This is a genomic window from Aquirufa nivalisilvae (genome assembly GCF_004307455.1).
GTDB lineage: Bacteria > Bacteroidota > Bacteroidia > Cytophagales > Spirosomataceae > Aquirufa > Aquirufa nivalisilvae.
On the sequence record NZ_SEWX01000002.1, the window covers coordinates 338,109 to 364,458 of the forward strand.

27 protein-coding genes are annotated in these 26,350 nt (G+C 38.9%); 11 read left to right on the plus strand and 16 right to left on the minus strand.

What is annotated here, in order from left to right; genetic code table 11:
• Window positions 1-2: 2 nt before the first annotated feature.
• The 15 genes from murC to EWU22_RS04925 all read right to left on the minus strand — a co-directional run bounded on the left by murC (window position 3) and on the right by EWU22_RS04925 (window position 13,453).
• Complete coding sequence (gene murC, locus EWU22_RS04855) at window positions 3-1,379, minus strand: UDP-N-acetylmuramate--L-alanine ligase (RefSeq protein WP_130924632.1); 1,377 nt, start codon at window positions 1,377-1,379, stop codon at window positions 3-5.
• Window positions 1,369-2,481 carry an undecaprenyldiphospho-muramoylpentapeptide beta-N-acetylglucosaminyltransferase gene (murG, locus tag EWU22_RS04860; RefSeq protein ID WP_130924633.1) on the minus strand — a complete coding sequence of 371 codons (1,113 nt, stop codon included), beginning with the start codon at window positions 2,479-2,481 and terminating at the stop codon, window positions 1,369-1,371. The genes murC and murG overlap by 11 nt, the downstream gene beginning before the upstream one ends.
• Window positions 2,481-3,656, minus strand: coding sequence for an FtsW/RodA/SpoVE family cell cycle protein (locus EWU22_RS04865; RefSeq protein WP_109322232.1), 1,176 nt, complete (start codon window positions 3,654-3,656; stop codon window positions 2,481-2,483). The genes murG and EWU22_RS04865 overlap by 1 nt, the downstream gene beginning before the upstream one ends.
• The gene (murD, locus tag EWU22_RS04870; protein ID WP_130924634.1) at window positions 3,646-4,980 is read right to left on the minus strand and encodes a UDP-N-acetylmuramoyl-L-alanine--D-glutamate ligase; all 1,335 of its coding nucleotides are present in this window, start codon (window positions 4,978-4,980) and stop codon (window positions 3,646-3,648) included. The genes EWU22_RS04865 and murD overlap by 11 nt, the downstream gene beginning before the upstream one ends.
• A 250-nt stretch (window positions 4,981-5,230) precedes the next feature.
• The gene (tsf, locus tag EWU22_RS04875; protein ID WP_130924635.1) at window positions 5,231-6,064 is read right to left on the minus strand and encodes a translation elongation factor Ts; all 834 of its coding nucleotides are present in this window, start codon (window positions 6,062-6,064) and stop codon (window positions 5,231-5,233) included.
• A 13-nt stretch (window positions 6,065-6,077) separates the two neighbouring features.
• Window positions 6,078-6,887 carry a 30S ribosomal protein S2 gene (rpsB, locus tag EWU22_RS04880; protein ID WP_109322235.1) on the minus strand — a complete coding sequence of 270 codons (810 nt, stop codon included), beginning with the start codon at window positions 6,885-6,887 and terminating at the stop codon, window positions 6,078-6,080.
• An 81-nt stretch (window positions 6,888-6,968) separates the two neighbouring features.
• The gene (gene rpsI / locus EWU22_RS04885) at window positions 6,969-7,358 is read right to left on the minus strand and encodes a 30S ribosomal protein S9 (RefSeq protein ID WP_109322236.1); all 390 of its coding nucleotides are present in this window, start codon (window positions 7,356-7,358) and stop codon (window positions 6,969-6,971) included.
• A gap of 39 nt (window positions 7,359-7,397) precedes the next feature.
• Window positions 7,398-7,841 carry a 50S ribosomal protein L13 gene (gene rplM / locus EWU22_RS04890; RefSeq protein ID WP_109322237.1) on the minus strand — a complete coding sequence of 148 codons (444 nt, stop codon included), beginning with the start codon at window positions 7,839-7,841 and terminating at the stop codon, window positions 7,398-7,400.
• A gap of 227 nt (window positions 7,842-8,068) precedes the next feature.
• On the minus strand, window positions 8,069-9,412 hold the full coding sequence (gene accC, locus EWU22_RS04895; RefSeq protein WP_130924636.1) for an acetyl-CoA carboxylase biotin carboxylase subunit: 1,344 nt from the start codon (window positions 9,410-9,412) through the stop codon (window positions 8,069-8,071).
• A 46-nt stretch (window positions 9,413-9,458) separates the two neighbouring features.
• The gene (gene accB / locus EWU22_RS04900) at window positions 9,459-9,923 is read right to left on the minus strand and encodes an acetyl-CoA carboxylase biotin carboxyl carrier protein (protein WP_109322239.1); all 465 of its coding nucleotides are present in this window, start codon (window positions 9,921-9,923) and stop codon (window positions 9,459-9,461) included.
• A 66-nt stretch (window positions 9,924-9,989) separates the two neighbouring features.
• Window positions 9,990-10,553 carry an elongation factor P gene (gene efp / locus EWU22_RS04905; RefSeq protein WP_109322240.1) on the minus strand — a complete coding sequence of 188 codons (564 nt, stop codon included), beginning with the start codon at window positions 10,551-10,553 and terminating at the stop codon, window positions 9,990-9,992.
• Between the two features lie 15 nt (window positions 10,554-10,568).
• A complete protein-coding gene (locus EWU22_RS04910) occupies window positions 10,569-11,570 on the minus strand; it encodes a beta-ketoacyl-ACP synthase III (RefSeq protein ID WP_109322241.1) in 1,002 nt (333 codons plus the stop codon).
• 23 nt (window positions 11,571-11,593) lie between these two features.
• A complete protein-coding gene (gene plsX / locus EWU22_RS04915; protein WP_130924637.1) occupies window positions 11,594-12,538 on the minus strand; it encodes a phosphate acyltransferase PlsX in 945 nt (314 codons plus the stop codon).
• 128 nt (window positions 12,539-12,666) lie between these two features.
• Complete coding sequence (gene rpmF / locus EWU22_RS04920; RefSeq protein ID WP_109322243.1) at window positions 12,667-12,855, minus strand: 50S ribosomal protein L32; 189 nt, start codon at window positions 12,853-12,855, stop codon at window positions 12,667-12,669.
• Between the two features lie 22 nt (window positions 12,856-12,877).
• Window positions 12,878-13,453 carry a YceD family protein gene (locus tag EWU22_RS04925; protein ID WP_109322244.1) on the minus strand — a complete coding sequence of 192 codons (576 nt, stop codon included), beginning with the start codon at window positions 13,451-13,453 and terminating at the stop codon, window positions 12,878-12,880.
• Window positions 13,454-13,515: 62 nt separating this feature from the next.
• On the opposite strand from EWU22_RS04925, the gene EWU22_RS04930 reads away from it, so the two are divergent.
• Both EWU22_RS04930 and EWU22_RS04935 read left to right on the plus strand, forming a co-directional pair.
• Window positions 13,516-14,151 carry a phosphatase PAP2 family protein gene (locus tag EWU22_RS04930; RefSeq protein ID WP_130924638.1) on the plus strand — a complete coding sequence of 212 codons (636 nt, stop codon included), beginning with the start codon at window positions 13,516-13,518 and terminating at the stop codon, window positions 14,149-14,151.
• Window positions 14,129-15,787, plus strand: a complete 1,659-nt coding sequence (locus EWU22_RS04935) for an ArnT family glycosyltransferase (RefSeq protein WP_130924639.1) — start codon at window positions 14,129-14,131, stop codon at window positions 15,785-15,787. The genes EWU22_RS04930 and EWU22_RS04935 overlap by 23 nt, the downstream gene beginning before the upstream one ends.
• Here the strand turns inward: EWU22_RS04935 and EWU22_RS04940 are convergent, their stop codons facing one another.
• Entirely contained in the window at window positions 15,788-16,207 is a 420-nt protein-coding gene (locus EWU22_RS04940; protein WP_109322247.1) for a nucleoside-diphosphate kinase, read from the minus strand.
• A gap of 72 nt (window positions 16,208-16,279) precedes the next feature.
• Between EWU22_RS04940 and EWU22_RS04945 the strand changes: the two genes are divergently transcribed.
• The 9 genes from EWU22_RS04945 (at window position 16,280) to murQ (ending at window position 26,332) form a co-directional block, all read left to right on the plus strand.
• Window positions 16,280-17,308 carry a DHH family phosphoesterase gene (locus EWU22_RS04945; RefSeq protein ID WP_130924640.1) on the plus strand — a complete coding sequence of 343 codons (1,029 nt, stop codon included), beginning with the start codon at window positions 16,280-16,282 and terminating at the stop codon, window positions 17,306-17,308.
• A gap of 52 nt (window positions 17,309-17,360) precedes the next feature.
• Window positions 17,361-18,224, plus strand: coding sequence for an FKBP-type peptidyl-prolyl cis-trans isomerase (locus EWU22_RS04950; protein WP_109322249.1), 864 nt, complete (start codon window positions 17,361-17,363; stop codon window positions 18,222-18,224).
• Between the two features lie 118 nt (window positions 18,225-18,342).
• The gene (locus EWU22_RS04955) at window positions 18,343-19,197 is read left to right on the plus strand and encodes an FKBP-type peptidyl-prolyl cis-trans isomerase (protein ID WP_161566795.1); all 855 of its coding nucleotides are present in this window, start codon (window positions 18,343-18,345) and stop codon (window positions 19,195-19,197) included.
• Between the two features lie 5 nt (window positions 19,198-19,202).
• Entirely contained in the window at window positions 19,203-20,099 is an 897-nt protein-coding gene (locus tag EWU22_RS04960) for an FKBP-type peptidyl-prolyl cis-trans isomerase (RefSeq protein ID WP_130924642.1), read from the plus strand.
• Window positions 20,100-20,103: 4 nt separating this feature from the next.
• Window positions 20,104-20,703 carry an RdgB/HAM1 family non-canonical purine NTP pyrophosphatase gene (rdgB, locus tag EWU22_RS04965; RefSeq protein WP_130924643.1) on the plus strand — a complete coding sequence of 200 codons (600 nt, stop codon included), beginning with the start codon at window positions 20,104-20,106 and terminating at the stop codon, window positions 20,701-20,703.
• Window positions 20,704-20,776: 73 nt separating this feature from the next.
• Window positions 20,777-23,299 carry a DUF5686 and carboxypeptidase-like regulatory domain-containing protein gene (locus EWU22_RS04970; RefSeq protein WP_130924644.1) on the plus strand — a complete coding sequence of 841 codons (2,523 nt, stop codon included), beginning with the start codon at window positions 20,777-20,779 and terminating at the stop codon, window positions 23,297-23,299.
• Between the two features lie 133 nt (window positions 23,300-23,432).
• Window positions 23,433-24,077 carry a glycerol-3-phosphate 1-O-acyltransferase PlsY gene (gene plsY, locus EWU22_RS04975; RefSeq protein WP_130924645.1) on the plus strand — a complete coding sequence of 215 codons (645 nt, stop codon included), beginning with the start codon at window positions 23,433-23,435 and terminating at the stop codon, window positions 24,075-24,077.
• Between the two features lie 54 nt (window positions 24,078-24,131).
• On the plus strand, window positions 24,132-25,505 hold the full coding sequence (locus EWU22_RS04980; RefSeq protein WP_130924646.1) for a dipeptidase: 1,374 nt from the start codon (window positions 24,132-24,134) through the stop codon (window positions 25,503-25,505).
• Window positions 25,505-26,332, plus strand: a complete 828-nt coding sequence (murQ, locus tag EWU22_RS04985) for an N-acetylmuramic acid 6-phosphate etherase (RefSeq protein ID WP_130924647.1) — start codon at window positions 25,505-25,507, stop codon at window positions 26,330-26,332. The genes EWU22_RS04980 and murQ overlap by 1 nt, the downstream gene beginning before the upstream one ends.
• Window positions 26,333-26,350 lie beyond the last annotated feature (18 nt).

Sequence of the window (26,350 nt, forward strand, 5' to 3'; positions counted from 1 at the left end):
TTTTATTGTAAAGAGCTTTTCAAATCGGATAAAAGAAGGTCAATATCTCCTGCCCCCATGGTTACTAATAATCGTGGTTTTTTGTCTTGAATAGCTCGTTTTAAATCATCTTTGCTAATGCATTGCTTCTTGTCTAATTGGACTTTTTCTAAGAGCTTTTCTGAATTTACACCAGGGATAGGAAGTTCCCTTGCCGGATAAATATCCAGCAAATATAATTCATCAGCAAGTGATAGGCTTTGAGCAAAATCATCTAAAAAATCCCTAGTTCTAGAAAATAAATGTGGCTGGAAAACAGCTACAATTTCTTCATTGGGATATAATGCTCTCACCGAATTTAGGCAAGCAGCAATTTCCGTAGGATGATGCGCATAATCATCAATCATGACATGCTCATCCGATTCTACGTGGTATTCAAATCTTCTTTTCACTCCTTTAAAGCTGGCAATTCCTGCTTTGATTTCATCCCCTGATAAACCAACTTGCATGGCTAAAGCCGCCGCAGCAAGTGCATTTTCAATGTTATGAAAACCAGGAATTCGCATCGGGATATCCATAATTTCTCCACCTGGATACTTCATATCAAATACCATTCGATGGTCTTGGATTCGGATATTAACCGCCTGGAAATCACCAGATTCTATGCCAAATGTGGCATTTTTCTGGTTAGATGTTAAATCTAAACCTACTTTTTGAATGAAAAAACCTTGGTCTTGAATTTGGCTAACAAATAACTGAAAGGATTCCACAACTTGTTCGGAAGCACCATATATATCCAAATGATCTGCATCCGTGGAAGTTACTACCGCAGCATATGGATGTAAGGTTAAGAAAGAGCGATCATATTCATCGGCTTCTACCACACAAATGATATTGTCTTTGTCCTTGTTTGGGATAAAGTTAGTGCCATAATTTTGTGTAATACCTCCTAAAAAAGCAGTTACATTTTTGTTGGCATGTATTAATAAATGCGTCAATAGGGATGATGTAGTGGTTTTTCCATGGGTTCCAGCTACAGCTAAGGTAGGGATTTGTTGGGTAATCCAACCTAGTATTTCAGATCGTTTATATAGGGGTATTCCAAAGTTTAACAGGTAGTTTTTCTCTACATGATCCGCTGGGATGGCTGGCGTGTAAATGAATAAGCTATGTTCCGTATCTGCCAATATTTCGGCAGGAATGCAAGCAATATCATCGGTATAATGGATTTGCATACCTTCCTGACTTAAGGTTTTTGTCAGTGGACTTTCGGTTTTATCATAACCAGCCACAGGAAATCCATTGTGTAAAAACCATCGAGCAATAGCCGACATTCCTATTCCTCCTATACCAAGGAAATACACATATTTTAAATCTTTTAATTGAATATTACTTTTCATTCGGGGTCAACAAGGATAAAATGTTGGTAGCTATATCGTGTGCGGCCGTAGGTTTGGCCATGGATTTACTTTGTTTTTCTATTTGTGCTATAAGCGCTTTGTTTTGAAGACTAGCAATGGCCTCTGAAATGAGCGTATGTTTAGCCTCTACATCTTTGACTAAAATAGCGGCTCCTTGCGTTACTAGACTTTGTGCATTTTGCGTTTGGTGGTCCTCTGCTGCACTAGGAAGAGGAACTAAAATACTGGCTTTCCCTACCAAACAGATTTCGGAAACAGACAAGGCGCCAGCTCTAGAAATCACTAAATCAGCTGCCGCATAGGCCAAATCCATTTCGTAAATAAAGGCTGAAACATAGGCATGTAAGTCCGCTTGATTTTGCACAGAGGCTTGTGCTTCTTTTTCAAATGGAATGCCTGTTTGCCAAATAATTTGCACTTGAGAACTGGCTAACTGTTCTAAACCTGCTTGAATAGCTAAATTGATGGTTCTTGCTCCTTGGCTGCCACCAATAATTAATATGCAGGGTTTGTCGGTCTGTAAACCAAAATGAGCAATAGCTTTCTCTTTTTTACCTACTTGATCAATAAGATCCTTGCGTACTGGATTTCCCAAATAATGAATTTTCTCCTTTGGGAAGAATTTTTCCATGTTGGGATAGGCTACAAATATTCGCTGGGCTTTGGAAGCTAAGAACTTATTGGTAATACCTGCAAATGAATTTTGTTCTTGAATAACATAGGGAACGCCTTTTACCCAAGCTGCTAATAACATGGGTCCAGAGGCATAACCACCCACGCCAATGGCCATATCAGGCTTAAATTCATTTAAAATAGCAAAGGCTCTCGAAAGACTTTTGATTAATTTGAAAGGAAATAACAAGTTTTTCATCATGTGCTGACGATTAATTCCCACGATGGGTAAGCCCACAATGTTAAAACCTGCTTTAGGTACTTTTTCCATCTCCATTTTTCCTTCTGCACCTACAAATAGAAATTCACTGTTTGGAGCAATTTCCTTTATGGCGGAAGCAATAGCTATCGCTGGATATATATGTCCACCGGTTCCACCTCCTGAAATGATGATTCTATTTGGATTCACTAAATAATGGTTTTAAGATCTTTGGTTTCTTGTTCTTTATCTCGACTGACTGATAAGATGAGCCCAATACTAATGGCTGTAAATATCAAAGAAGTACCCCCTGCAGATACCATGGGCATGGGTTGACCTGTTACTGGGCCAGCACCTACGGCCACTAGCATATTGATAAATGCTTGAAATACGATAGAAAAGGTGAGGCCTGCCGATAGTAATCCTCCAAAAGGTTTACCACTATGTCGGACGGCATTAGCCCCTCGATACATCAGCCAAAGGAAAAAGAGTGGGATGAAAATGGCTACCACAATTCCGTATTCTTCTACAATGATAGCATAAACAAAGTCCGATTCTGCTTGAGATAGAAAGTAACGTTGTTGGCTACGCCCAGGACCTTTGGGACTTAATGCGCCAGTGGCAATGGCATAATAACTGCGGTAAAGTTGATAGTCCTCATCTTTTTTATCAACGGACTTACTATCTTTTTTACCTACACGATTGCTAAAGTTAGCAATCCTTGCTTTTACAGTTTTAGCTCTTTGTCCAATTTCAAGTGTGACTACCAAGCTAGCTAAAATAGCGACAGAGGCTATGATATAACCAATTTGTTTCCATGGCACTCGACCAAAAATCATTAGAATGATGCTGGTTAAGAAGATCAAAATGCTGGTGGAAAAGTTGGAAAGCATGATGAGAAAGCAGGTGATTCCAATTTTAATTAATAACCAAAGGAAAAACTGCCAATTATATGCCTCGGGGTTAGATTGACGCGTGGAAAAATCTTTAGACAGGCTACCAATCAAGCACAATTTAGCCATGTCAGATGGCATGAAGGAGATGGGTCCAATTTCTAGCCAACGGCTAGCACCACCTTTACTTTCTCCAAAAATAAATGCAAATAAGATGAGCATCCAAGAAAAAATCAAGGCGATATGACTGTATTGAGCAAATTTCAAATAGTTCTGTCGAGAGAACCAAGACATCATAATAAATGAAAATGTTAATATCACTAAGGACTTAATAAAACTTAAAATGGGGTCCATTGGATTCATCATGACCATCCTTCCTTTGGCAGAAAACTGAATGAGTAAACCAAAGGCATTTAAGACAAAGACGATGAACCATATTTGGTAATCACCAGCTAATTTGGACTTGATGAATTCAGAGATTCTATTTTCCATCGTTGAGCATTTTTACCATAGCTTTAAATTGATTTCCACGATCTTCATAGTTTTTGAATAAATCAAAACTTGCGCAGGCAGGAGAAAGAAGCACTATATCGCCTGATTGCCCCCATTCAATGCTTTTTTGAACGGCAGTTTGTAGATTATCTGTTGAAAATATGGAAGTACCAATAGGCCCAAAATGGGATTCTAATTTTTGATTATCGATTCCAAGACAAATGATGCCCTTCACTTTTTCTTTGACTAAATCATCCAATACCTCGTATTCGTTTCCTTTATCAACTCCTCCAATTATTAAAATGATGGGCTGTTTGAAGCTATTTAGGGCATAAAATACGGCATCAACATTGGTAGCTTTGGAGTCGTTGATAAATTGAACCCCCTTCCATGTCCCGCAAGGTTCTAGTCGATGTGGCGCATTTTCAAAAGTTTTTAAAGCCAAATGTATCGATTCTGCACTGATTCCAACAGCTTCTGCTGCTAGGATGGCTGCCGACATATTAATGGCATTATGAGGGCCTTTTAGAGGTGCATCCGCTAGGTTTAATTGGAATTGGGAAGAGCCTTTCAATTGATCGTTTTGGATCAACATGTTGGCATTTGAATCATCAAAGCTGATGGTTTTAATCTTGGCTTGATTCGGTAAAGAGCTTGCATGCGATTGAAGTACAGGATCGCCTGACCAAAAGATGCAGGTTGTATTTGCTTGGGCATTTTGGAAAATGCGGAATTTTGATTGAATATAATTTTCAAATTGGTATTCGTACCTATCTAAATGATCCGGTGTGATGTTTAATAAAACAGCTACATCTGGGGCAAAATGAAAGCAACGATCTAACTGAAAGGAAGAAATTTCCAGTACATAATACTCATGTTGCTTTTCCATGACCTGTTTAGCAAAACTATGGCCAATATTTCCTGCTAGACCGACCTTTAATCCCGCTTCTTTCAATAAATGATAGGTAAGGAGCGTGGTTGTGGTCTTTCCATTACTTCCTGTAATAGCAATGATTTTGGCCTGGGTATATCGAGAAGCAAATTCTATTTCTGAAACTAAGGAGATGTTTTTTTGCTTGATTTCTTTTACTATTGGGCTTTTTTCTGGTATACCTGGACTGATGATAATCTCCTGAGCTTCCAGTATTTTGTCCATGGAATGCGCACCTTGCTCAAAAGGAATCTGAGCATCCAATAAACTTTGTTGATATTCTGGTTTTAATTGCCCCTGATCAGATAAAAATACGTCGAAGCCTTCATGTTTGACCAACAGGGCAGCCCCCACGCCACTCTCACCTCCGCCTAGGACTACGATTTTTGACATTTGCTTTAAAAAGTAAGGAAAACTAAAGATATAAACTTACTACAAGTTAGAAAATGTCTTGGACTAATGAAAATGCATGAGTAGACTTCTGGGTTAAAAATTGTCATTTTTTTTCATGGGGTCAGCCTATGAAATGGACAAATTTGCTGGATATATACCATGTAGGATAATACAGCATTGAATGAGGATAGGGGACAAAAAAAGACCAGCTAATTGCTGGTCTCTTTTGATATTTCGATTGGTTTTGGAATTAAGCCAAAGCCACACGTTTGAAAGTTGAGATAGTCAAACCTTTTTGAGTTTGCTCTAACAACTGACGAATGTTGATCGAAGAATCTTTTACGAATTGTTGGTTCAATAGAGTAGATTCTTTGTAGAATTTCTCCAATTTACCTACGGCAATTTTTTCTAACATCGCTTCAGGCTTACCTTCTTGACGAGCTTGGTCTTTTCCGATTTCGATTTCGCGTTGAATTGTTTCCGCATCTACACCATCTTTATCTAAAGCTACAGGCTTCATCGCAGTGATTTGCATCGCGATATCTTTACCAACTTCTGTTACGTCTGTTCCTTCAACACCTTCGAATGCTACTAAAACACCGATTTTGTTGTTTGAGTGGATGTAAGATACCACTTTCTCAGCATCAATGTTTTCATAAGCAGCTAAAGTGATTTTTTCACCAATTTTACCTGTTAATTCAATGATGTGACCTTCTACTGAACGACCATCTGAAAGAGGCTCAGCTAAAAGAGCAGAAGCACTAGGAGCGTGTGATTTCACAGCAACTTCTAAAATGCTTTGAGCTAAGTTATTGAAATCGGCTACTTTTGAAACTGGTTCAGTCTCACAAGCAAGTGCGATTAATTTACCATTAGAATGATCGGCTGAAAGAGCTACGAGTACTACTCCCTCGTTGGTTGCATTTTCAGCACGTTTTGCGGCTACCTTTTGACCAGCTTTGCGAAGTATATCGATAGCTGCTTCGAAATCGCCATCGGCTTCAGTCAAAGCTTTTTTGCAATCCATCATTCCGGCGCCAGTCATTTGGCGTAATTTATTAACGTCTGCGGCTGTAATTGACATTTTATGAATATGTTTATTCTTGTTCTGCTTCTTTTTCGTACTTAGCGGCTACTTTAGCTGCTTCTTGTGATTCCTCATCAGCAATACGCTTTGATTCCTCTTCTTCAGCTAAACGAGCGTCATCTTTATCTTGTTTTCTTTCAGCTAAACCTTCTTCGATGGCCTTACTAATAGCAGCTGTAATAACTGCAATAGATTTGTAAGCATCATCGTTTGCTGGGATAGGGAAATCAACTAAATCTGGGTTTGAGTTGGTATCGCACATAGCAAAAACTGGGATACCCAATTTTTTAGCTTCTTCTACTGCGATGTGCTCACGCTTTACGTCAACAACAAAAAGAGCAGCTGGAAGACGAGTTAATTCAGTGATACCACCTAATACACGCTTCAATTTCTCTTCTTCACGAGTCATCATTAAACGCTCACGCTTAGCAAGAGTTTTGACGATTACTTCGTCTTTTAACATTTTGTCGATGCTTGACATTTTCTTGATGGACTTACGTACCGTCGCGAAGTTTGTCAACATACCACCTAACCAACGATCGGTTACGTAAGGCATTTTTAATTTTTCTGCTTCAGCAGATACCACTTCTTGAGCTTGCTTTTTAGTAGCAACGAACATGATCTTACGACCAGAACGAACGATAGCACGCATTGCTGCAGTAGCTTCGTCTAAACAAGAAAGAGTTTTATTAAGATCGATGATGTGAATCCCGTTCTTCTCCATGAAGATGTAAGGAGCCATTTTAGGGTCCCACTTACGGGTAAGGTGTCCAAAGTGTACACCTGCATCTAATAATTCATTGTAGCTTAATTGTGCCATTTTTTGAGTTTAAGAATGAGGAAAAATAAAAATGTGGAAAAGGCATCGGCAACAGACAAGCCCTTTCCACGCAATTTGGGATTAACGCTTAGAGAATTGGAATCTCTTACGCGCCTTTCTTCTACCTGGTTTCTTACGTTCAACCATACGCGGATCACGCGTTAGGAAACCTTCTTTTTTCAAAGGTGAACGTAATTCCGAGTCTTGCGTTTGCAATGCACGAGAAATAGCTAAGCGTAAAGCTTCAGCTTGTCCTTTGATTCCACCACCATCTACGTTAGCGGTTACGTCAAAAGAACCTAATGTGTTGGTTAATGCGAAAGGCTGATTAACGACAATCTGAAGAATTTCAGATGGGAAGTAATCAGTCATCGTACGGCCGTTGATTTTAATCTGGCCTTTACCAGGGGTCATTGAAATACGGGCGATTGCCGTCTTTCTTCTACCGATTTTGCTTGTTAATTCTGCCATTTGATTGAGGATTGACCTATTTTTGGGTCATATTGTCCGTTAAAACTTTATTTCTTTTGGTTGTTGAGCTGCATGTGGGTGCTCGGTACCAGCATATACAAATAGGTTAGTGAACAATTCACGACCTAAACGATTTTTTGGTAACATACCTTTCACCGCAGATTCTATCACACCGCGTGGGTTCTTAACTAACACCTCACGTGGAGTAGCAAAACGCTGTCCACCTGGATATCCTGTGTGACGGATGTACACCTTGTCAGTCATTTTCTTTCCTGTCAAGCGAACTTTCTCCGCATTGATCACAATGACATTATCACCACAATCTACGTGTGGAGTAAATGAAGGCTTGTGCTTGCCACGAATAATTTTTGCGATTTCAGAACATAAACGTCCTAAAACTTGATTTTCAGCATCTACCACCACCCAGTCTTTCTGTACTGTAGCCTTATTGGCGGAGATGGTTTTGTAACTTAAAGTATCCACTATAGTATTGTTTAACTGTTGAATCGCACCATCAAGACCACGGAATTTGTCTTAAGGATTTGATTATGACCTATTTTGCAACTAAACGGGCATTCAATCGAAAAATGGGAGTGCAAATTTAGAAATTCAAAGACTAATATCCAAGCGACGTACTAAAAAATAAAAATATATGTTCATAAACAAAAAAGGAGGCGCTTGCCTCCTTCTTTGAATGATGATATAAGCTTTTATAAATTACTTAAATCAAAGGTGTCCATAAAGGCTGTGGTGAATTTACCTGATTGAAAACCAGGGTCATCCATCAATTTGATATGGAATGGAATGGTTGTTTTAATACCTTCAATAACAAATTCTTGAAGCGCGCGTTTCATGCGTAATAAAACTTCCTCTCTACTCTGACCACTAACAATAACCTTTGCAATCATGGAGTCATAGTTGGGAGGAATCGTATAGCCTGAGTAAACATGGGAGTCAATACGCACGCCATGTCCGCCAGGCAAATGCAAATTGGTGATTTTGCCTGGAGATGGGCGGAATCCATTGGATGGATCCTCAGCATTAATACGGCATTCCAAAGCGTATAATTTAGGGAAATAATTTTGTCCCGAAATCGCAATTCCAGCAGCTACTTTAATTTGTTCCTTGATCAAGTCAAAGTCCGTAACTTCTTCTGTAATTGGATGTTCTACCTGAATACGTGTATTCATTTCCATGAAATAGAAGTCACCATTTTTGTCTACCAAAAACTCAATGGTTCCAGCACCTTCATATCTAATAGCCGCAGCTCCCGATACGGCGGCAGCTCCCATGCGGTTACGTAAATCGTCTGTTAATGCAGGAGAAGGAGTTTCTTCACATAATTTTTGGTGACGGCGCTGAATAGAACAATCACGTTCTGATAAGTGACAAACCGTACCAAATTTATCTCCAACTACTTGAATTTCAATATGACGAGGTTCTTCCACAAATTTCTCCATGTACATACCATCATTACCAAATGCTGCAGCCGCTTCCATTTTGGCATCATCCCAAAGCTTGGCAAATTCAGATTCTTCTCTAATGATACGCATACCACGTCCTCCACCTCCAGCCGTAGCTTTGATGATGACAGGGTATTTAATTATTTTAGCTAATGCAATAGCTTCTTCAACCGTATCCAATAAACCATCTGAACCAGGAATGACAGGAACACCTGCTTTTTTCATGGTATCCTTGGCCGTGGCCTTGTCTCCCATGGAATTAATCATCTCAGCTGACGCACCGATGAACTTGATTCCATGCTCTTCACAGATGCGAGAAAATTCAGCATTTTCAGACAAAAATCCATAACCTGGATGAATAGCATCTGCGCCAGTCACTTCAGCAGCTGATATAATAGCTGGAATACTTAAGTAAGATTGCTTGCTAGGAGGGGGGCCAATACAAACCGCCTCATCCGCAAAACGAACATGCAAGCTGTCGCGATCTGCTGTGGAAAATACGGCAACCGTTTTGATGCCCATTTCCTTGCAAGTACGAATAATACGAAGGGCTATCTCCCCACGATTCGCAATGAGTATTTTTTTAAACATAGTAATTCTTATTTGGCGCTCTATACCATTGGAAATCGAGCGTTTATTATGCTTTTTCTACTAGGAAAAGGGGTTGGTCAAATTCAACAGGTGTGGCGTTATCCACCAAAATTTTCACGATTTTACCCGATACTTCTGCATCGATCTCGTTGAATAATTTCATTGCTTCAATCATACAAACCGTTTTACCTGGTTCGATGCTTGATCCAACTTCTACATAATTACCTTTTTCTGGCCCAGGGGCTAAATAAATGGTTCCAATCATCGGTGATTTGACCGTATATAAATTGTCTGCTACTGGCGCTGGAGCTGCAGGTGCTGCTGGAGCCGCCGCAGCTACTGCTGCCACTGGTGCCGCTGCAGGTGCAGGCGTATGTACAACCTGTACACTTGGAGCCGCTTCTCCATGTTTTTTAACAGAAACTTTTAATCCTTCAGTTTCGATACTAACCTCTGCAAGAGGTGATTTTGCGATATAATCCAGTAATCGCTGTATTTCTTTGGTGTCCATTCTTGATAGTATTAGGTTTACCTGCTTGTATTGTGGTACAAATGTAATAAAAATGAGATAAGCTGTTTATTTTACTCGCTCCGCATAAGCGTAGGTACGTGTATCGACTTTGATCACTTCGTCTTGTTCAATAAAAATAGGTACGGTAATTGTGGCACCAGTCTCTACGGTCGCGGGTTTTTTAGGGGAGTTAGCCGTATCTCCACGAACACCTGGTTCTGTGTAAGTTACTTTTAATTCAACGAATGGAGGTAATTCACATGAAATAGCCTCATCATTCTCTGTATTAATTAATATTTCAACCTCTTGTCCTTCTTTCATCAAATCTGCCATAACCACCAAGTTGTCGTTTAACAAGATTTGCTCAAAAGATTCATTGTCCATGAAGTTATAACCATATTCATCTTTATAAATGAATTGGAATTTTCTTCTTTCCACTCGAACGGGGTAAATACTTACTCCTGAGTTGAAGGTATTATCAATCACTTTACCCGAGGTTAAAGATCTTAATTTCGTACGAACGAAAGCTGGACCTTTACCAGGTTTAACGTGTAAAAATTCGACAATGGAAAATAGGTCATCATTGTATTTGATTACCATTCCATTTTTAATGTCTGCTGTAGTTGCCATGTATATAATGAAAAATTATTTCGGATTATAAGCCCACTTTACATAAGCTGATGCCCAAGTAAAGCCTCCACCGAAAGCTGCTAAAATTAAATTATCTCCTTTTTTCAATTGGTTTTCATAATCCCAAAGACATAATGGAATAGTGGCCGCTGTGGTATTACCATAGCGATGAATATTCAACATCACCTTATCTTCTCCAATGTTCATGCGATTGGCTGTGGCATCAATGATACGCTTATTAGCCTGATGAGGCACCAAATAAGCGATATCATCACCAGTCAAATGATTTCTCTCCATGATTTCAGCAGAAATATCGGCCATACGAGTCACGGCAAATTTGAAAACAGATTGACCTTCTTGACGAATGTAATGTAGTTTTTGATCAATGGTTTCATGCGTCGGCGGGAAAGCACTTCCTCCTCCTTTTTGCATCAAACTTTCACATCCTTCACCATCCGATTTCAAAATAAAATCCTGAACTCCTGTTCCGTCTTCTGTCGGTTCCAACATCACAGCTCCAGCTCCATCTCCAAAAAGAATGCAAGTGGTGCGGTCAGCATAATCAACAATGGCAGACATTTTATCAGCTCCTACTATAACGACTTTCTTGTAACGACCAGATTCGATAAATGCGGTACCAGTTCCTAAGGCATTTAAAAAGCCAGAACAAGCCGCAGCTAAATCGAAAGAAGCAGTTTCGCGGATTCCCACTGATTTGCAAATCAGGTTGGCGCAAGATGGAAAGAAATAATCGGGAGTGACGGTGGCACAAATCAATAAATCAACTTCCTCAGGTTTCGTGTTCGTTTTCTTCAATAAGTCGGTAACCGCTTTGGCTCCCATATATGAAGTACCTAAGCCTTCGCCTTTTAGAATTCTACGTTCTTTGATTCCTGTACGAGTGGTGATCCATTCGTCGTTAGTTTCTACTAACTTTTCTAATTCTTCGTTGGTCAGCACATAGTCCGGCACATATCCTGCTACTCCGGTAATAGCTGCGTTTATTTTATGGGTCATGTTTCTTTAACCTAAACTATTTTTTATTTGTTCTCGATAATGTCTTTGATTTTCTCGCAGACTTTCGATTCCACTACGGACTTACAAAGTCCAATCATATTTTTGATAGCAACGGGGCTCGAAGCGCCGTGTGCAATGATGACATTGCCATTGATTCCAATGATAGGGCTACCGCCGTATTTTTCGTAATTGGTGTTTTCAACAAAATCATTGGTCATTCCTTGGTCCTTCATGATGTTATAGATGGATTCACCCATTTTTAACATAATGTTTCCCGTAAAGCCATCCGTCACAATAACGTCAGCTTTTCCCTTGAAGAAATCTTTTCCTTCAATATTGCCTATAAAATTAATTTTAGAATTTGCTTTTAATAAAGCATGTGTAGCCTGAGCTAAAATAGAACCTTTTTGTTCCTCTTCACCAATATTGATGAGACCTACACGGGGAGATTTGATACCTGTAGTGGCTTCGAAATAAACTGAGCCAAGTAAGGCAAATTGTTCGAGCATTTCAGGCTTACAATCCGCATTGGCACCAATGTCCAACATGACGGCGTATTTGCCATCCGTTTGAGGAACAAAACCTGCGATGGCTGGTCTTTGAATGCCTTCAATGGTTTTAACGGAGAATAATGATCCAACCATCATCGCACCGGTATTACCTGCTGAAGCAAAGACATCAGCTTTGCCTTCCTTTAAAAGACCAAACCCAATTCCGATGGAGGAATTGGGTTTTTGGGATAAAGCTCGAGTAGGGTGCTCACCCATTTCAATCACTTGATCTGCGTGAATGATTTGTATTTGCGTTCCCGAATATTGATGTTCATCCAATATAGATTGGATCGTATCACGGGGACCTACGGCTAGAATTATTTCATTATTGGAAAGACTGGGAAGAGCTAAAAGAATACCCTCTATTACTGCTTTTGGAGCAAAATCTCCACCCATCACGTCGACCGCTATTTTCATCTAATTATGTTTAATTACTAAAGCTTGGGGCAAAAATAGTATTAAATTTAGTCAAAAAATAGCATTTTAACGGGATATTTTCGCTTGTCGCAAAAATAAGTTCTTTTCCTTGATAAAGAGAAATAAGACTAAGAAGAATAACCTTCTACAATCATCTTTCCTTTATAGAATAAGTTTCCTTCGTGAACGTGTGCACGGTGGAATAAATGAGTTTCTCCTGTTTGGCTATCCACAGATAATTGTCTTGGAGTGCTAAAATCGTGAGAACGTCTTTTGTCACGGCGTGTGGTTGAAATCTTTCTTTTAGGATGTGCCATTGTATGTAAATTGAATTAATTTCTAATTATTATCTGTTAATTTTTTTAATGCTGCCCAGCGTGGATCTATACTTTCTTCCTCTGTTTTGGGGATATCGGTATCCTTAGCTGTGGTATATAAAAATTCGTTTTCAGCTGATTCATCTTCTGGTTTAACAAACCTAGGATGTAATTTTTTCATAGGTACTTGTAAAGCTATGAAATCATATAAATCCTGCGATAAATCAAGTTTTGGCTCTTTTCTGTCGATTAAAAACAAATTGTCGCCCAAGTCCTCAAAATGATCCCCGTATTTGTAAATTAACTTTTCCTGAATGTCCAAAGGGAATTCAAATTCCTCGTTGGATCGATCACAAATTAAATTCAAATGGCCTTTGATCTTCATCAAAACCTGAATCATTGTAGCAGATTTATTTAACTCTATCTCTGCCTGAAACTTGCCTTTTTGTACCCATTCTTGCTCAAAAGCCTTAAAAAAATCATCTCCGCCCTCAAAGCTATATCGGTACGATTTGTCTTCTAGGGAAATGATGGGTATCTGATAGGCATCCAATACTTTCATTGTCTCTCGGGTAAAAAGGATTGCAAAATTAGTCATTTTTTTGGAAACAGCAAGGCTATGCTGGAACAATTTGATAAAATCTTACGACCTTTGAGCTCATGAATCAATTACCCGCCTCCATTCGATCATTTATCCGGACTTGGCTGTTCTTCGAAGTCATTGTTTGGATATACTCCTTAGCCTTTCATCGCTTTGATCAAGTGCGCTGGATCAATGAGTGTCATCAACCCATATTAGATCACATATTTCGTTTTTTCACCAGTTTAGCAGAAGTTTTTCTCCCATTACTTTTTGCTGTATTTCTATATTTCAAACAAAGGAAATGGGTGTTGCCTTATTTAGGTTCTTACTTGCTATCTACCCTCATCACACAGGGGCTTAAGCATTTTGTTTTTGAAGGTAGCTTGAGGCCTTTTGCTTATTTTAGGAATGAAACTTATGCATGGTATACTGTTCCAGGTGTATTTATCAATGAATTTAATAGTATGCCTTCTGGTCACACAGCTGCGGCCTGGTTTATGTTTTTCTGGATGGCTTTAGCTGCTAAATCAGCCCGCTGGGGTGTTTTTATGGCTTGCATGGCCTCAGGGGTAGCGCTATCACGTGTTTATCTTTTTCAGCATTTTCCTATCGATACTGCAGTTGGGGCCATCATCGGTGTACTGAGTTCAGCTATCTTATATTATTTGACCATCTTTAAAAAATTGGCTAATGAATCCAATCCTTCTGCGTAAGCCTTATCTTTTTTGGGCCCTTATCGGCGCTTTGGTTTACATACCTTTTCTTGGAGCGAGCCATTTATTTGATTGGGATGAAATCAATTTTGCCGAGTCGGCAAGAGAAATGATTAAAACGGGCGACTACCTTAGTGTGCAGATTAATTTTATGCCTTTTTGGGAGAAACCTCCTTTATTTATTTGGTTGCAAGCTTTAAGTTTTCAATTCTTTGGGACATTTACGGAAAAGGCTTGGACCAGTATGGAATTTGCCGCTCGCTTTCCCAATGCCTTGATAGGTATAGCCACCTTGCTAACATTGTACCGCATTGGAGCCAAGCATTTTTCACCTAAAATGGGGCATTTGTGGGCATTTTCCTATTTGGCTGCCATTACGCCCCATGTTTACGCCAGTTCAGGAATCATTGATCCTCTGTTCAATTTGTTGATTTTCTTGGGTGTATATCAGTTGATCCTATCTTTTTGGAAAAATTTTGCCACTAAAGAGCTAATCATTTCATCCATTTTCATCGGTTTAGCCTTATTAACGAAAGGCCCCGTAGCCTTATTGATTTGGGGACTAACTGCTGTTATTTATGTACTATTGAATCGGACGGAGTGGGGCCGACTACTAGCTTGGTTGAAAGCTTTGACTTGGGTAAGTATCATTGCGATTTTCTTCTTTGCTTCTTGGTATGGAATCATTGCCATGAAATTCGGAACAGGAATCATTGCTGATTTTTTTGCTTATCAAATTCGCTTATTAACCACGGGTGATGCCGGACATGGTCAGCCTTTTTATTACCATGCTTTGGTGTTATTGTTGGGTTGTTTTCCTATATCCATTTGGGCCATCAGCCCATTGATATCAAAGAAATCTGATGTGAATCTAGCGACGCAGGAAGAGCGCAATCTTAGTGTTTGGTTTCGAATCCTATTTTGGGTAGTCTTGATTTTATTCAGTTTGGTTAAAACCAAAATTGTGCATTATTCATCCATGTGCTGGATTCCATTGAGCTTTTTTTCAGCACGTGTTTTATGTGATTGGGAATCGGGCTTCAGTTCCTGGAAGAAGAGTCACAGTATAGGCCTGCTGATCATTGGTTTATTATTTTCATTGATCTTATCCTTAGTGCCTTATATTGGCTCACATTCTTTTGAGATAATACCTTTGATTCAAGATAAGTTTGTTCAGGGAAATCTACAAGCGCCAGTCTACTGGTCAGGCTTTGAAATCCTGATCGGAGTCGCTTTTGCTTTGGCGATCATTTATTGGATTGCTCAAAAGGGTGTATTAGTACCTAAGCGTATCTATGGTTTGATGATTACAGGAATTGCCATCATTATGATGTACATGGCTCAGGTAGTCCCTAAAATAGAAGGATATACTCAAGCTACTGTTATTGATTTTTATGAATCTAAAGTAGGTCAAAAGGTGTATATAGAAACTGTCGGTTTTAAATCCTTTGCCCACCTCTTATATTTTCAAAAAGGAAGCGCCTCTCCAGATGGAGAAACCCTCTTAGGTATGAAAACCGTGGATAGACCTACCTATTTCGTCATGAAAAACGATGTGGATGATATCATGAAATATCATCCACATATTACCTTCATGAAAGAAGAGAATGGTTTCTTATTTTATAAACACAAATAACTAGGCTAATTCTTTTTCAGTAAAGAAAAACGCACCTTCAATAGCTGCATTTTCATCTGAATCGGAACCATGGATGGCATTGGATTCCAATGACCTGGCAAATTGCTTGCGAATGGTGCCTTCTGCAGCTTGGGCAGGGTTGGTAGCCCCTATTAGCGTGCGGAAATCTTCCACCGCATTTTCTTTTTCTAGCACCATAGGAATGATAGCACCCGAACACATGTAATCACACAAACTTTGGAAGAAAGGGCGCTCCGCATGAACGGCATAAAATTTACCTGCTTCTTCACTACTTAATTGTATTTTTTTAAGAGCAATGATTTTAAATCCAGCAGCTTCAATTTGCTGAATGATAGGCCCTGTGAATCCATCTGCAACAGCATCTGGCTTAATCATGGTAAAGGTGCGATTTGTAGGCATAGTAAAATTTTTATTCAAATTTATCTTTAACTTTGCGAACGCCCAAATTTATTATGGCGCATTATCAATTTTATGTCTTCCATTTCGGCGCTTCAAGCACAATTAAACTCTGGTACTAAGGCAGTCATCACGACGCACTTTAACCCTGATTCAGATGCCATCGGTTCATCTTTAGCCTGGCAAAATTATTTGACCCAGCGTGGTTTGGATGTAAGTGTTATTGTACCATCAGCAGTTTCGGCTAATTTAAAATGGATGCCGGGATCTGAGAATATTCTCAATTTTGAAGATACCTTACACAAGGTTCAAATTGAGGCCCTGTTGAAAGATGCCGAATTTATTTTTTGTTTGGACTTTTCAGGTATGCAACGTTTGCATGGCTTAAGCCATTCCATCAAAGCAGCACGAGGAACCAAAGTGGTGATAGATCATCATTTGAATCCAGAAGATTTTGCGGATTATTATTATCATCGAACAACAGCTGCGTCTACTTGCGAGCTAATTTTTGATTTGATTCAAGAATGGGGAGATGATGCACTGATTGATGAAGCCATGGGTTCTTGCTTGTATTCAGGTATTATGACCGATACAGGTTCTTTCCGCCATCCAAATACCACAGCCCATGTACATGAGGTAGTAGCTCAGCTCATTCAAAAAGGCGTTAATACAAATGCTGTACATCGTAAAATATTTGATTCTGCGAGCTTAGATCGATTACGTTTTTTAGGGCATGTGCTAGCGAATCGACTGGATTATTTGCCTGAATATCATTTGGCATTGATGTGGATTACAGAAGAGGATCAAAAACAATTTAATTCACAAGCGGGAGATACGGAGGGAATCGTGAATTATGGTCTACAAATTGCGGGAGCAATATGGGCTATCTTATTAATACAGCGTCCTGATGGAATCAAATTATCGTTTCGTTCTATTGAGCCATTTGCTGTGAATGAATTTGCATCGACTTATTTTGAAGGTGGTGGTCATAAAAATGCCTCAGGTGGTCGATTTTCTTCGAGCTCTATTGAAGGAGCGAAGGAAAAATTGCAAGAAGTGTTACCTTTGTATCTTTCTGAAATAAATCGAGTTAAAAATTTATAAACGAATCAATCTAAAACAATCCATAACAGACTTCGGTCTCAACAAAACAATCATGCGTAAACAACTCATTGGTCTTTTATCAGCAGTCGTATTTTTGTCTGCATGTAATCAAAACAAAGTCGAGGTGATCGATGGCGTAAAAATTCAATTTCACAGTCATGATGACAAAGCCAAAAAGCTGAAAGATGGAGACATCATTACTTTTGGATTAGTGATTAAAAATTCAACAGATTCTGTTTTACAGGATACATATAAAGAGGGAAAACCAGGTAAAGGAATGATCCAAGCTCCTAATAATGCTCCAGGTTCATTCAAAGGTACATTTGAAAACGGTTTACGTTTATTGGCATTAGGAGATAGTGCCACTATTTTGGTTCCTATTGATAGCTTAACAAAAAATATTCAAGCGCCACTTCCTCCATTCTTGAAGCCAGGTTCTGATTTGAAATACACAGTGAAGGTATTGAAAGTACAATCTCGTGCTGAATTTGAAAAGGAAATGGAAAAAGAAGCTGCCGTGAATAAGCAAGCTGCAGCAGGTAAATTAGCTCAAGAGCCAAAAGTGATTGCTGACTATATTGCCAAATCAGGTAAAACTTTCCAGAAATCTGCTTCAGGTTTGTATTATTCTATTCTAAGCCCAGGTGCTGGTGTAGCTGCTAAAATGGGAGATACTTGGACCGTAAATTACCGTGGTTCTTTCGTAGATGGAAAGGAATTTGATAAAGGTAGTGCTGCAGAAATGCCATTGGGTCAAATGATCCCAGGTTTTAATGAAGCCTTAACTTTATTGAAAAAAGGTGGAAAAGGTGTTTTCGTGATTCCTTCAGCTTTAGGTTATGGAGATCAAGAGCGCGGACCTATTCCTGCGAACTCTGTTTTAGTATTTGAAGTAGAGTTATTGAACAAAAAATAAATTTTTAAGGGGATTTCGGTCCCCTTTCTTCTTTATTCCATACGAATCCGAAACCTTATTCGTTTAGGATGGAATAAAATGAGTGAATTAGTGAATGTATATGATGATGGTCAATCGAATGTTTGTTAGAATTAGTGCTTTTTTGGCTTTGACTTTGGGTTTGGGGGCTTGCTTAAGCAATGTTGAATTGGTGGATGAGATTAGAGCGAAAGAAAACCAAGCTCAGATTGCTACTTATTTTTCAAAATTGGGACAAAGTCCTGTTGCCATGGAAAACGGGGCCTACTACGTCGTTACGAATGCTAATTCGGCTGGTGAGTTAGCGACCAAAGGCGATACGCTTTCAGTGCATTATGAATTTGCAAATTTGCTAACAGGTCAGGTTTTAGATAGTACCGATCGTAAGTTAAATACACCTTACATTTATCGCTATGGTTTTACCAACCCTGTTTTTAGTCGTTTGATGGCATTTATTCGAGAAGGGGAGCAAGCAATCATGGCTTTACCTGGAACAGCTCAGGAATTTCCTGGTCTTCCTGCCTACACCCCTATGAAAGTGACCATTAAGTCATATAAAGTTCGTAGCCAAGAAGATAATATTAAAGAATTTATTGCCAAAAAAGGCTTTAACGTGACAGAAACTACCACGGAAGGTTTACGATTTATCCAATTGGTTAAAGGAACAGGTGATTTACCTGCATCAGGGAAAATTGTCAAGATTAAATACACAGGAAGATTCTTAAATGGATATGCTTTTGACGGTAATATGTTGAAAACAGATAGTTTATCAGTCACCATTGGAGGAACTCAGACGGTACAAGGTTTCCAAAAAGGAATAGAAAAAATGCGTTTAGGTGAGAAAGCCATTTTAGTGTTTCCATCCACTTTAGGGTATGGACAAGCAGGTTCAGGGAGTATTCCTGGTTTTACACCTTTGATGTTCGAAGTATATTTAGCCAAAATTAACGAGTAGTTACCATGACCAGAAGTACATTTTACCTAAGTTTTGTTTTAATATTTACGCTTTTCGGATTATCAAGTTGTGATTTTAATGCCATTGATCAGCAGGTAGAAAACAACGAAAAAGATATTCAAAAATACATTGCAGATAATAAATTAAATGTTCAGAAATCACCTGAAGGGATGTATTATTCCATCTTATCAGCAGGAACTTCTGGCAAGCAAGCTGCTTATACAGATTTAGTCAAGTATCACTATGTGATGACTTTATTAAATGGATCTAAAGTTGATTCCACCTCCCGATTATTGAAACAGCCACGTGGCTATGTAACAGGAAGTTTCGAGAGTGTGTTTACGCTTCCTTTGCGTTACATGAAGGAAGGTGATAAAGGGGTATTTATTTTACCAGCTAGTTTAGCCTTTGGAGGGAGTTCATACGGGAATGGTTTAATCCCAGCCTATTCTGTTATTAAAATTGATATCGAATTGATTTCCGTTCAAACAGAAAATCAAGTAATCGAAGAAATGAAGAAAACCTACAATGTCAATAATCCTGAAGTGACAAGTACTGGTTTGATCTTTCAAAAAACGATTTCTAATCCTACAGGAAAAGCATTGATACCTACTCAATCTTATTTGGTGAATTATACGGGTCGTTTAGGTTTTAGTTATTTAAAATTGGATGCAGCTGGCAAAGTTGTATATGATCCTATTTTTGATTCCCGCACTGGTGCTTCCATGTTAGTAGGCGCTGGTCAACTCATTCCAGGTTTTGATGAAGGAATCATGAAGTTAAAAATGGGTGAAAAAGCGATTGTTATATTACCATCCAAATTGGGATATGGTGCTAATAATCAAGGATCTATTCCAGCCAACTCTCCTTTGTGTTTTGAAATAGAAGTTCCTGTTCAATAATTTCATGCTACCTATATTGTACTTAGCAACGCAAAATCTTCACAAAGTAGAAGAGATTAAGGCCTTATTGCATGGTCAATTTGAGGTTAGAACAGTACAAGATTTAGGGCTAGAAGAGGAGATTCCAGAAACAGGTTCAACGTTGGAAGAGAATTCCATGTTGAAGGCAAAATTCATTGCAGATCGTTACCATGTGACTTGTTTATCAGATGATTCAGGCTTAGAAGTAAAAGCCCTACACGGTGCTCCTGGGGTTTATTCAGCCAGATATGCAGGGGAGCCTAAAAATGACCTGAACAACCTAAATTTGTTATTGCAGAACCTTCATCATGAAGTAAATAGAAGAGCAAGATTCGTGACAATTTTAACATTTCATGAAAATGGGAAATTTGTTCAGTTTGAGGGAGAAATAGTAGGGAATATTATCCAAGAAGCTAGAGGAAATGCTGGATTTGGCTATGATCCTGTTTTTCAACCAGAGGGATTAACAAGGACATTTGCTGAAATGACCTTGTCAGAAAAAAATCAAATGGCACATCGTGCCCGTGCTTTACAAAAATTTAAAGTATTTGTCGACGAAAATCGAAAATCTCACGACAAATAGTGGGATTGTTCCAATCAATCTGTATTTTTGTTACAGTATCTAATAAGCTTTAACCTTGTTTAATGGTAGATTAATGAATTGGAAAAGTCGTATTTTTTTGGCTCTACTGATTCTTTTGGTGGGTGTACATTGGGCTTCTGCGCAATATGTGATCAAGGGAAGAGTGACAGATGCTTCTAATGGAGACCCTGTGCCCTTTGCATCGGTTGGTTTAGTGGGTCTTAATCTGGGTACTACCACCAATTTTCAAGGAGAATATACCTTTCATTCCAAAGTATTAACAGATTCCCTCTTTGTATCCTTCGTTGGATATAAAAAGCGGGTCAAATTCATCGATAAAAAGAAGGCAGTTCAAGAAGTTGATTTCCAAATGGAACCTGCTCAAAAGGCCTTGCAAGAGGTTATCGTTTATTCAGGAGAGAATCCCGCCTTTAAGATATTGCGCCAAGTGGTCAAACAACGAGACCTGCATGATCGGAATAAATTATCCGCTTACGAATATGATTCTTACACCAAAATGGAACTGGATGTAGATAATATTTCGGAGAAATTGAGGAATACGAAAATCATGCGAGAAATTGAATCTTCCATTAAGAAGTTTGAGAAAGAAGCCGGTGAAGATGGAAAGCCTGTAATTCCGACATATATCTCTGAATCTATCAGTAAATTCTATTATCGAGAGTCTCCGAGACGAAAGAAGGAAAAGATTATTAAAACCAACATTAAGGGGGTAGGAGTGCAAGATGGGGGCTTTATTTCCCAATTGGTGGGCGGAAACTTGATTGCGAATTATAATTTTTATCAAAATTATGTTCCTTTTTTTGGCAAAGACTTTGCAAGCCCCATTGGAGATAATTGGAAGGGAAACTATAAATATTTTTTAGGTGATACGGTCAATGTTGACGGTCATGTGTGTTTTCAATTGGATTTTGACCCTAAAAATCCTCTAGACCTCGTTTTCACAGGTCAAATGTGGATTGATACTACCAGCTTTGCTTTGGTTCAAATTGATGCCGCTATTGATAAACAGGCGAATTTGAATTTCATCGATAAGATTAAAATTTCTCAAGAGTTAGAGCAAGTTGCCGATGGAGCATGGTTACCTTCTCGAACCCGTTTTTTGATTGATATTGAAGAGTTGACCAAAGGTTCTGCTGGGATGCTATTGAAGATGTATATTTCCAATAAAGGTTTTATCGTCAATAAGCCCAAAGCTGTAGAGTTTTATGATTTGACATCTGAGGTGGCAGAAGATGCGAAAGAGCCTGATCCAGAATATTGGAAACATGCTAGATATGAGCCATTGAGTCGACAAGATCTAACAGCCTTTGCTTTGATCGATTCTGTGAAGAATTTACCCATCGTTCGAACTTATGTTGAAATTGCTGAGATAGCTTTGAGTGGCTATAAGAAGTTTAACGACATTGAAGTGGGGCCTTATTTGAGCAGTATAGCGGTCAATAGACTGGAGGGAGCTCGATTTAGGTTAGGATTTAGAACCAATTCTAATTTCGACAAGCATTGGATTTTACGTGGAAATGTAGGATTTGGTACCAGAGATTTAGTGCCCAAATATTCGATTGAAGTCAATTATCTATTCTCGAAGGCCAAATGGACCATTGCTGGTTTGCGACATTCTTATGATATAGAACGAGTCGGTTTAACGCCTGAATTGATTGGAGATAATCGACTGTTTTATGCATTCACCCGTTGGGGAGCTTTTTCTGGAGCTTTTTTCAGGAGAGAAAGTGAAGCATTTTTTAGCACAGAAGTTACCAAAGGCTTGAGTTTTACGGCTCAAATGAACACGCGTTCTTTTGATCCATTATTTAGATTTCAATATCGTTTAAATCCAGAGTTAGGTAATGCCTCACCTGTGCAAGATTATTATCAGGAGTCATTCGTTACATTAGAAGCTAGATTTGCCAAAGGAGAGACCTTCATTATGAATGGTAATGAACGCATCACCTTAGCCACCAAGCGTATTCCTGTCGTTACTTTCCGCTACCAGCGAGGATTTAAAGGATTTTTAGGTGGAGATTTTGATTATGAACGTTTTACCTTGAAGGCATACCAGACTTTTAGGGTTGGAACATTTGGTCGATCTGATTATACGCTATCTATGGGATATACTCCTTCCAATTTGCCTGCGCCTTTATTATTCCCTCATTTAGGGAATGAGACGCTGTTTTTTGTGCGCAGTGCTTATTCTACCATGAATTATTTTGAGTTTGTCAGTGACCAGTTTATTTCCTTACAATACAATCATAATTTTGAAGGTTTATTGTTCAATCGAATTCCTCTAATTAAGAAATTGAAATGGAGATTTATTGCCAGTGGAAATTTATTGTGGGGTAGCCAAAGAAAAGAAAATAGAGACATCATGAAGGATGTGAATAATCCGTTGAAGTCAAAGTTTTTAGACATGTATTCTTTCGATTCGTTAAATCCTAATGTACCCTATGCGGAAGTAGGTTATGGGATCGATAATATTTTTAAGTTATTTAGGATTCAGGCCTTTCATCGACTGTCATATATGGATCACGGTTCGCCGAAAGCTTTTCGCTTGATGGCCTCCGTTAATTTCTCATTTTAGGCTTTTTTGGTATATTATGAAGATGAAAATTTAAACATTTCAAGAATGTTTTTAATCTTCTTGATTTTGGCTTTTAGCCCCCCTATATTTGGGTTCAGCGCCTTTCTATATTATGGTGACCTTTAATATTATTATGATTTTAATTCTCATTGGGCTTTGTTTGTTGAGCTATATTTTAGGCTCAATTCCAACAGCCATTTGGTATGGTGAAGCCTATCATGGGGTGGACATACGTACCTTGGGAAGTGGGAATGCTGGAGCAACCAATACCTTTCGTGTATTGGGTAAAAAGGCAGGAAGCATCGTGTTATTTGTGGATGCTTTTAAAGGTTTTTTAGCAACGTCACTTTCTACATTTCTATTTTATCTTCATTTAATTGATTGGCAAACCTGCGTATCCCTAAAGATTGTATTTGGGTTTTTAGCTGTATTGGGTCATTTATTACCAGTTTTTTGTGATTTTAAAGGTGGAAAAGGGGTAGCTACATTGATGGGGATGGTTTTAGCCTTACATCCTGAGGCTGCTTTGGTCAGTATAGCCGTTTTTTTATTGGTATTTTACTTATCAAATTTCGTCTCTTTAGGATCGATGGTGGCTTCACTCATGTTTCCATTTTTGATGGTATTTAAAGTCTTTGGAGATGAATTTCCAATTTTGATTTATTTCGGTTTTATCGTTGCCTTCTTAGTGATATTTATGCACCGTAAAAATATTGCCCGCATTCTTCAGGGCACTGAAAATCGAATGTATCTAATCCCTCGAAAGAAACAATCCTAAGTCGTTTTTTTTTATCTTTGTGCGTGAATGATTTAATCCCATTCGCCTCTCAATATGAAAAAAACACAAGCTTATATTCAAGCTAATCAACCACGTTTTTTAGAAGAATTACTCGATTTATTACGTATTCCTTCCATTTCTGCGGATCCTGCTTATGCAGGTGATGTACGAAGAGCGGCGGAATTCATAGCTAATAATTTACGTCAATCTGGAGCTGAGCAGGTTCGCCTCGAAGAAACGGCTGGTTTTCCTGTGGTTTATGGAGAGAAGATTATTGATCCAAAAGCTCCTACGGTGTTGGTATATGGACATTATGATGTTCAACCAGCCGATCCTTTGGAATTATGGGAAAGTCCGCCATTTGAGCCTGTCATCAAAGATGAAATAATTTATGCCCGTGGATCATGTGACGACAAAGGTCAGGTTTTCATGCATATAAAGGCCTTTGAAGCCATGTTGGCTACCAACAGCTTACCTTGTAATATCAAGTTTATGATAGAAGGGGAAGAAGAGATCGGGTCCAATAACTTGGCCATATTTGTGGCTAATAACAAAGACTTACTCCAAGCCGATGTTATTTTGATTTCAGATACAGCCATTATAGCCAATGATATCCCGTCTATCGATGTGGGATTAAGAGGCTTAAGTTATTTGGAAGTTACGGTACAGGGACCAAATCGTGATTTGCATTCTGGGGTATACGGAGGAGCAGTGGCTAATCCCATCAATATATTGTGTGAGATGATTGCCTCGATGCACGATGAATTTAATCAAATTACCATACCTGGATTTTATGAGGCTGTTCAAGAGTTAAGTGCCTCTGACAGGGCGGCTATGGCTCAGACCCCTTTTGATTTAGATGCCTACCAAAAGGACTTGGGCATCGCCTCGGTACATGGAGAAAAAGGATATTCAACCTTAGAACGTGCTTCTATACGTCCGACTTTGGATGTTAACGGTATTTGGGGTGGCTATATTGGAGAAGGAGCTAAAACGGTATTGCCATCTTTGGCTCATGCCAAGATTTCTATGCGTTTGGTACCGAATCAAAGTTCAGAGAAGATTACCCAATTATTTACGGATCATTTTAAGTCCATTGCACCTAAAGGAGTTAAAGTAACTATAACACCGCATCATGGAGGTGAGGCATATGTGATGCCAACAGATACGATTGCCTATCAAGCGGCATCGAAAGCCTTGGCAGAGACATTTGGGAAAGAGCCTGTACCTACTAGAGGAGGAGGAAGTATTCCTGTACCTACTGTTTTTGAAAAAGAATTGGGAATTAAATCGGTTTTGATGGGTTTTGGTTTAGATTCGGATGCTATTCATTCGCCCAATGAACATTTTGGATTGTTTAATTTTTATAAAGGGATTGAAACGATACCTCATTTTTTTAAGCACTTTTACGCACTTTCTACAAAATAATGGCAGAGAATTTAAGTAAGCTAGCAACTGAGTCTGACTCTAATTATTTGGATTTGGATAAACAGTCCGTGGAAACGATTCTACGACAAATCAATGCTGAAGATAAAACTGTTCCATATTCGGTGGAAAAGGTAATTCCTCAAATTGAAAAATTGGTTGGGCAAATTGTGTCCCGCATGGAAAAGGGGGGAAGGCTATTTTATATTGGTGCTGGAACTAGTGGTAGATTGGGCGTGGTAGATGCTTCTGAGTGTCCGCCTACATATGGTGTACCTCATAACTGGGTAATAGGATTAATTGCAGGAGGAGATGGAGCCATTCGTAAGGCTGTGGAAAATGCGGAAGATGATGAACAGCAGGCTTGGTTGGATATGAAGGCCTATGATATTGATCAAAATGATGTGGTGATAGGTATTGCAGCATCAGGTAGAACACCCTACGTTATTGGAGGTTTGCGTGATGCTAATGCGCATGGTGTTTTAACAGGCTGTATTGTTTGTAATGAAGGAAGTGCTATTGCCCAAGTGGCCCAATATCCAATTGAAGTGGTGGTAGGTCCTGAATATGTCACTGGTAGTACCCGAATGAAATCTGGAACGGCGCAGAAATTAGTGTTGAATATGATTTCTACTGCTGTGATGATTCGCCTGGGACGAGTTCGAGGAAATAAAATGGTGGATATGGCGTTAAGTAACCACAAATTGGTTTTAAGAGCAATCCGTATGGTGAAGGAAGCCACGGGAGTTTCAGAAGAAAAAGCTTCGGAATTATTGGATCAACATGGAAGTGTAAGAGCAGCTGTGGATGCATTTCATGCTTCTATTTAATAAAAAGGGAGAAATATG

Bases quoted from the DNA above. Each gene is read 5' to 3' on its own strand.
- EWU22_RS04945 (WP_130924640.1), top strand. From the start codon at position 16,280: ATGTCTTCCATTTCGGCGCTTCAAGCACAATTAAACTCTGGTACTAAG.
- rpmF (WP_109322243.1), bottom strand. From the start codon at position 12,855: ATGGCACATCCTAAAAGAAAGATTTCAACCACACGCCGTGACAAAAGA.
- murD (WP_130924634.1), bottom strand. From the start codon at position 4,980: ATGTCAAAAATCGTAGTCCTAGGCGGAGGTGAGAGTGGCGTGGGGGCT.
- tsf (WP_130924635.1), bottom strand. From the start codon at position 6,064: ATGTCAATTACAGCCGCAGACGTTAATAAATTACGCCAAATGACTGGC.
- EWU22_RS04940 (WP_109322247.1), bottom strand. From the start codon at position 16,207: ATGCCTACAAATCGCACCTTTACCATGATTAAGCCAGATGCTGTTGCA.
- EWU22_RS04925 (WP_109322244.1), bottom strand. From the start codon at position 13,453: ATGACTAATTTTGCAATCCTTTTTACCCGAGAGACAATGAAAGTATTG.
- EWU22_RS04950 (WP_109322249.1), top strand. From the start codon at position 17,361: ATGCGTAAACAACTCATTGGTCTTTTATCAGCAGTCGTATTTTTGTCT.
- EWU22_RS04960 (WP_130924642.1), top strand. From the start codon at position 19,203: ATGACCAGAAGTACATTTTACCTAAGTTTTGTTTTAATATTTACGCTT.
- plsX (WP_130924637.1), bottom strand. From the start codon at position 12,538: ATGAAAATAGCGGTCGACGTGATGGGTGGAGATTTTGCTCCAAAAGCA.
- rdgB (WP_130924643.1), top strand. From the start codon at position 20,104: ATGCTACCTATATTGTACTTAGCAACGCAAAATCTTCACAAAGTAGAA.
- EWU22_RS04865 (WP_109322232.1), bottom strand. From the start codon at position 3,656: ATGGAAAATAGAATCTCTGAATTCATCAAGTCCAAATTAGCTGGTGAT.
- efp (WP_109322240.1), bottom strand. From the start codon at position 10,553: ATGGCAACTACAGCAGACATTAAAAATGGAATGGTAATCAAATACAAT.
- EWU22_RS04935 (WP_130924639.1), top strand. From the start codon at position 14,129: ATGAATCCAATCCTTCTGCGTAAGCCTTATCTTTTTTGGGCCCTTATC.
- murC (WP_130924632.1), bottom strand. From the start codon at position 1,379: ATGAAAAGTAATATTCAATTAAAAGATTTAAAATATGTGTATTTCCTT.
- EWU22_RS04980 (WP_130924646.1), top strand. From the start codon at position 24,132: ATGAAAAAAACACAAGCTTATATTCAAGCTAATCAACCACGTTTTTTA.
- EWU22_RS04955 (WP_161566795.1), top strand. From the start codon at position 18,343: ATGTTTGTTAGAATTAGTGCTTTTTTGGCTTTGACTTTGGGTTTGGGG.
- rpsB (WP_109322235.1), bottom strand. From the start codon at position 6,887: ATGGCACAATTAAGCTACAATGAATTATTAGATGCAGGTGTACACTTT.
- accC (WP_130924636.1), bottom strand. From the start codon at position 9,412: ATGTTTAAAAAAATACTCATTGCGAATCGTGGGGAGATAGCCCTTCGT.
- EWU22_RS04910 (WP_109322241.1), bottom strand. From the start codon at position 11,570: ATGACCCATAAAATAAACGCAGCTATTACCGGAGTAGCAGGATATGTG.
- accB (WP_109322239.1), bottom strand. From the start codon at position 9,923: ATGGACACCAAAGAAATACAGCGATTACTGGATTATATCGCAAAATCA.
- rpsI (WP_109322236.1), bottom strand. From the start codon at position 7,358: ATGGCAGAATTAACAAGCAAAATCGGTAGAAGAAAGACGGCAATCGCC.
- murQ (WP_130924647.1), top strand. From the start codon at position 25,505: ATGGCAGAGAATTTAAGTAAGCTAGCAACTGAGTCTGACTCTAATTAT.
- EWU22_RS04930 (WP_130924638.1), top strand. From the start codon at position 13,516: ATGAATCAATTACCCGCCTCCATTCGATCATTTATCCGGACTTGGCTG.
- plsY (WP_130924645.1), top strand. From the start codon at position 23,433: ATGATTTTAATTCTCATTGGGCTTTGTTTGTTGAGCTATATTTTAGGC.
- EWU22_RS04970 (WP_130924644.1), top strand. From the start codon at position 20,777: ATGAATTGGAAAAGTCGTATTTTTTTGGCTCTACTGATTCTTTTGGTG.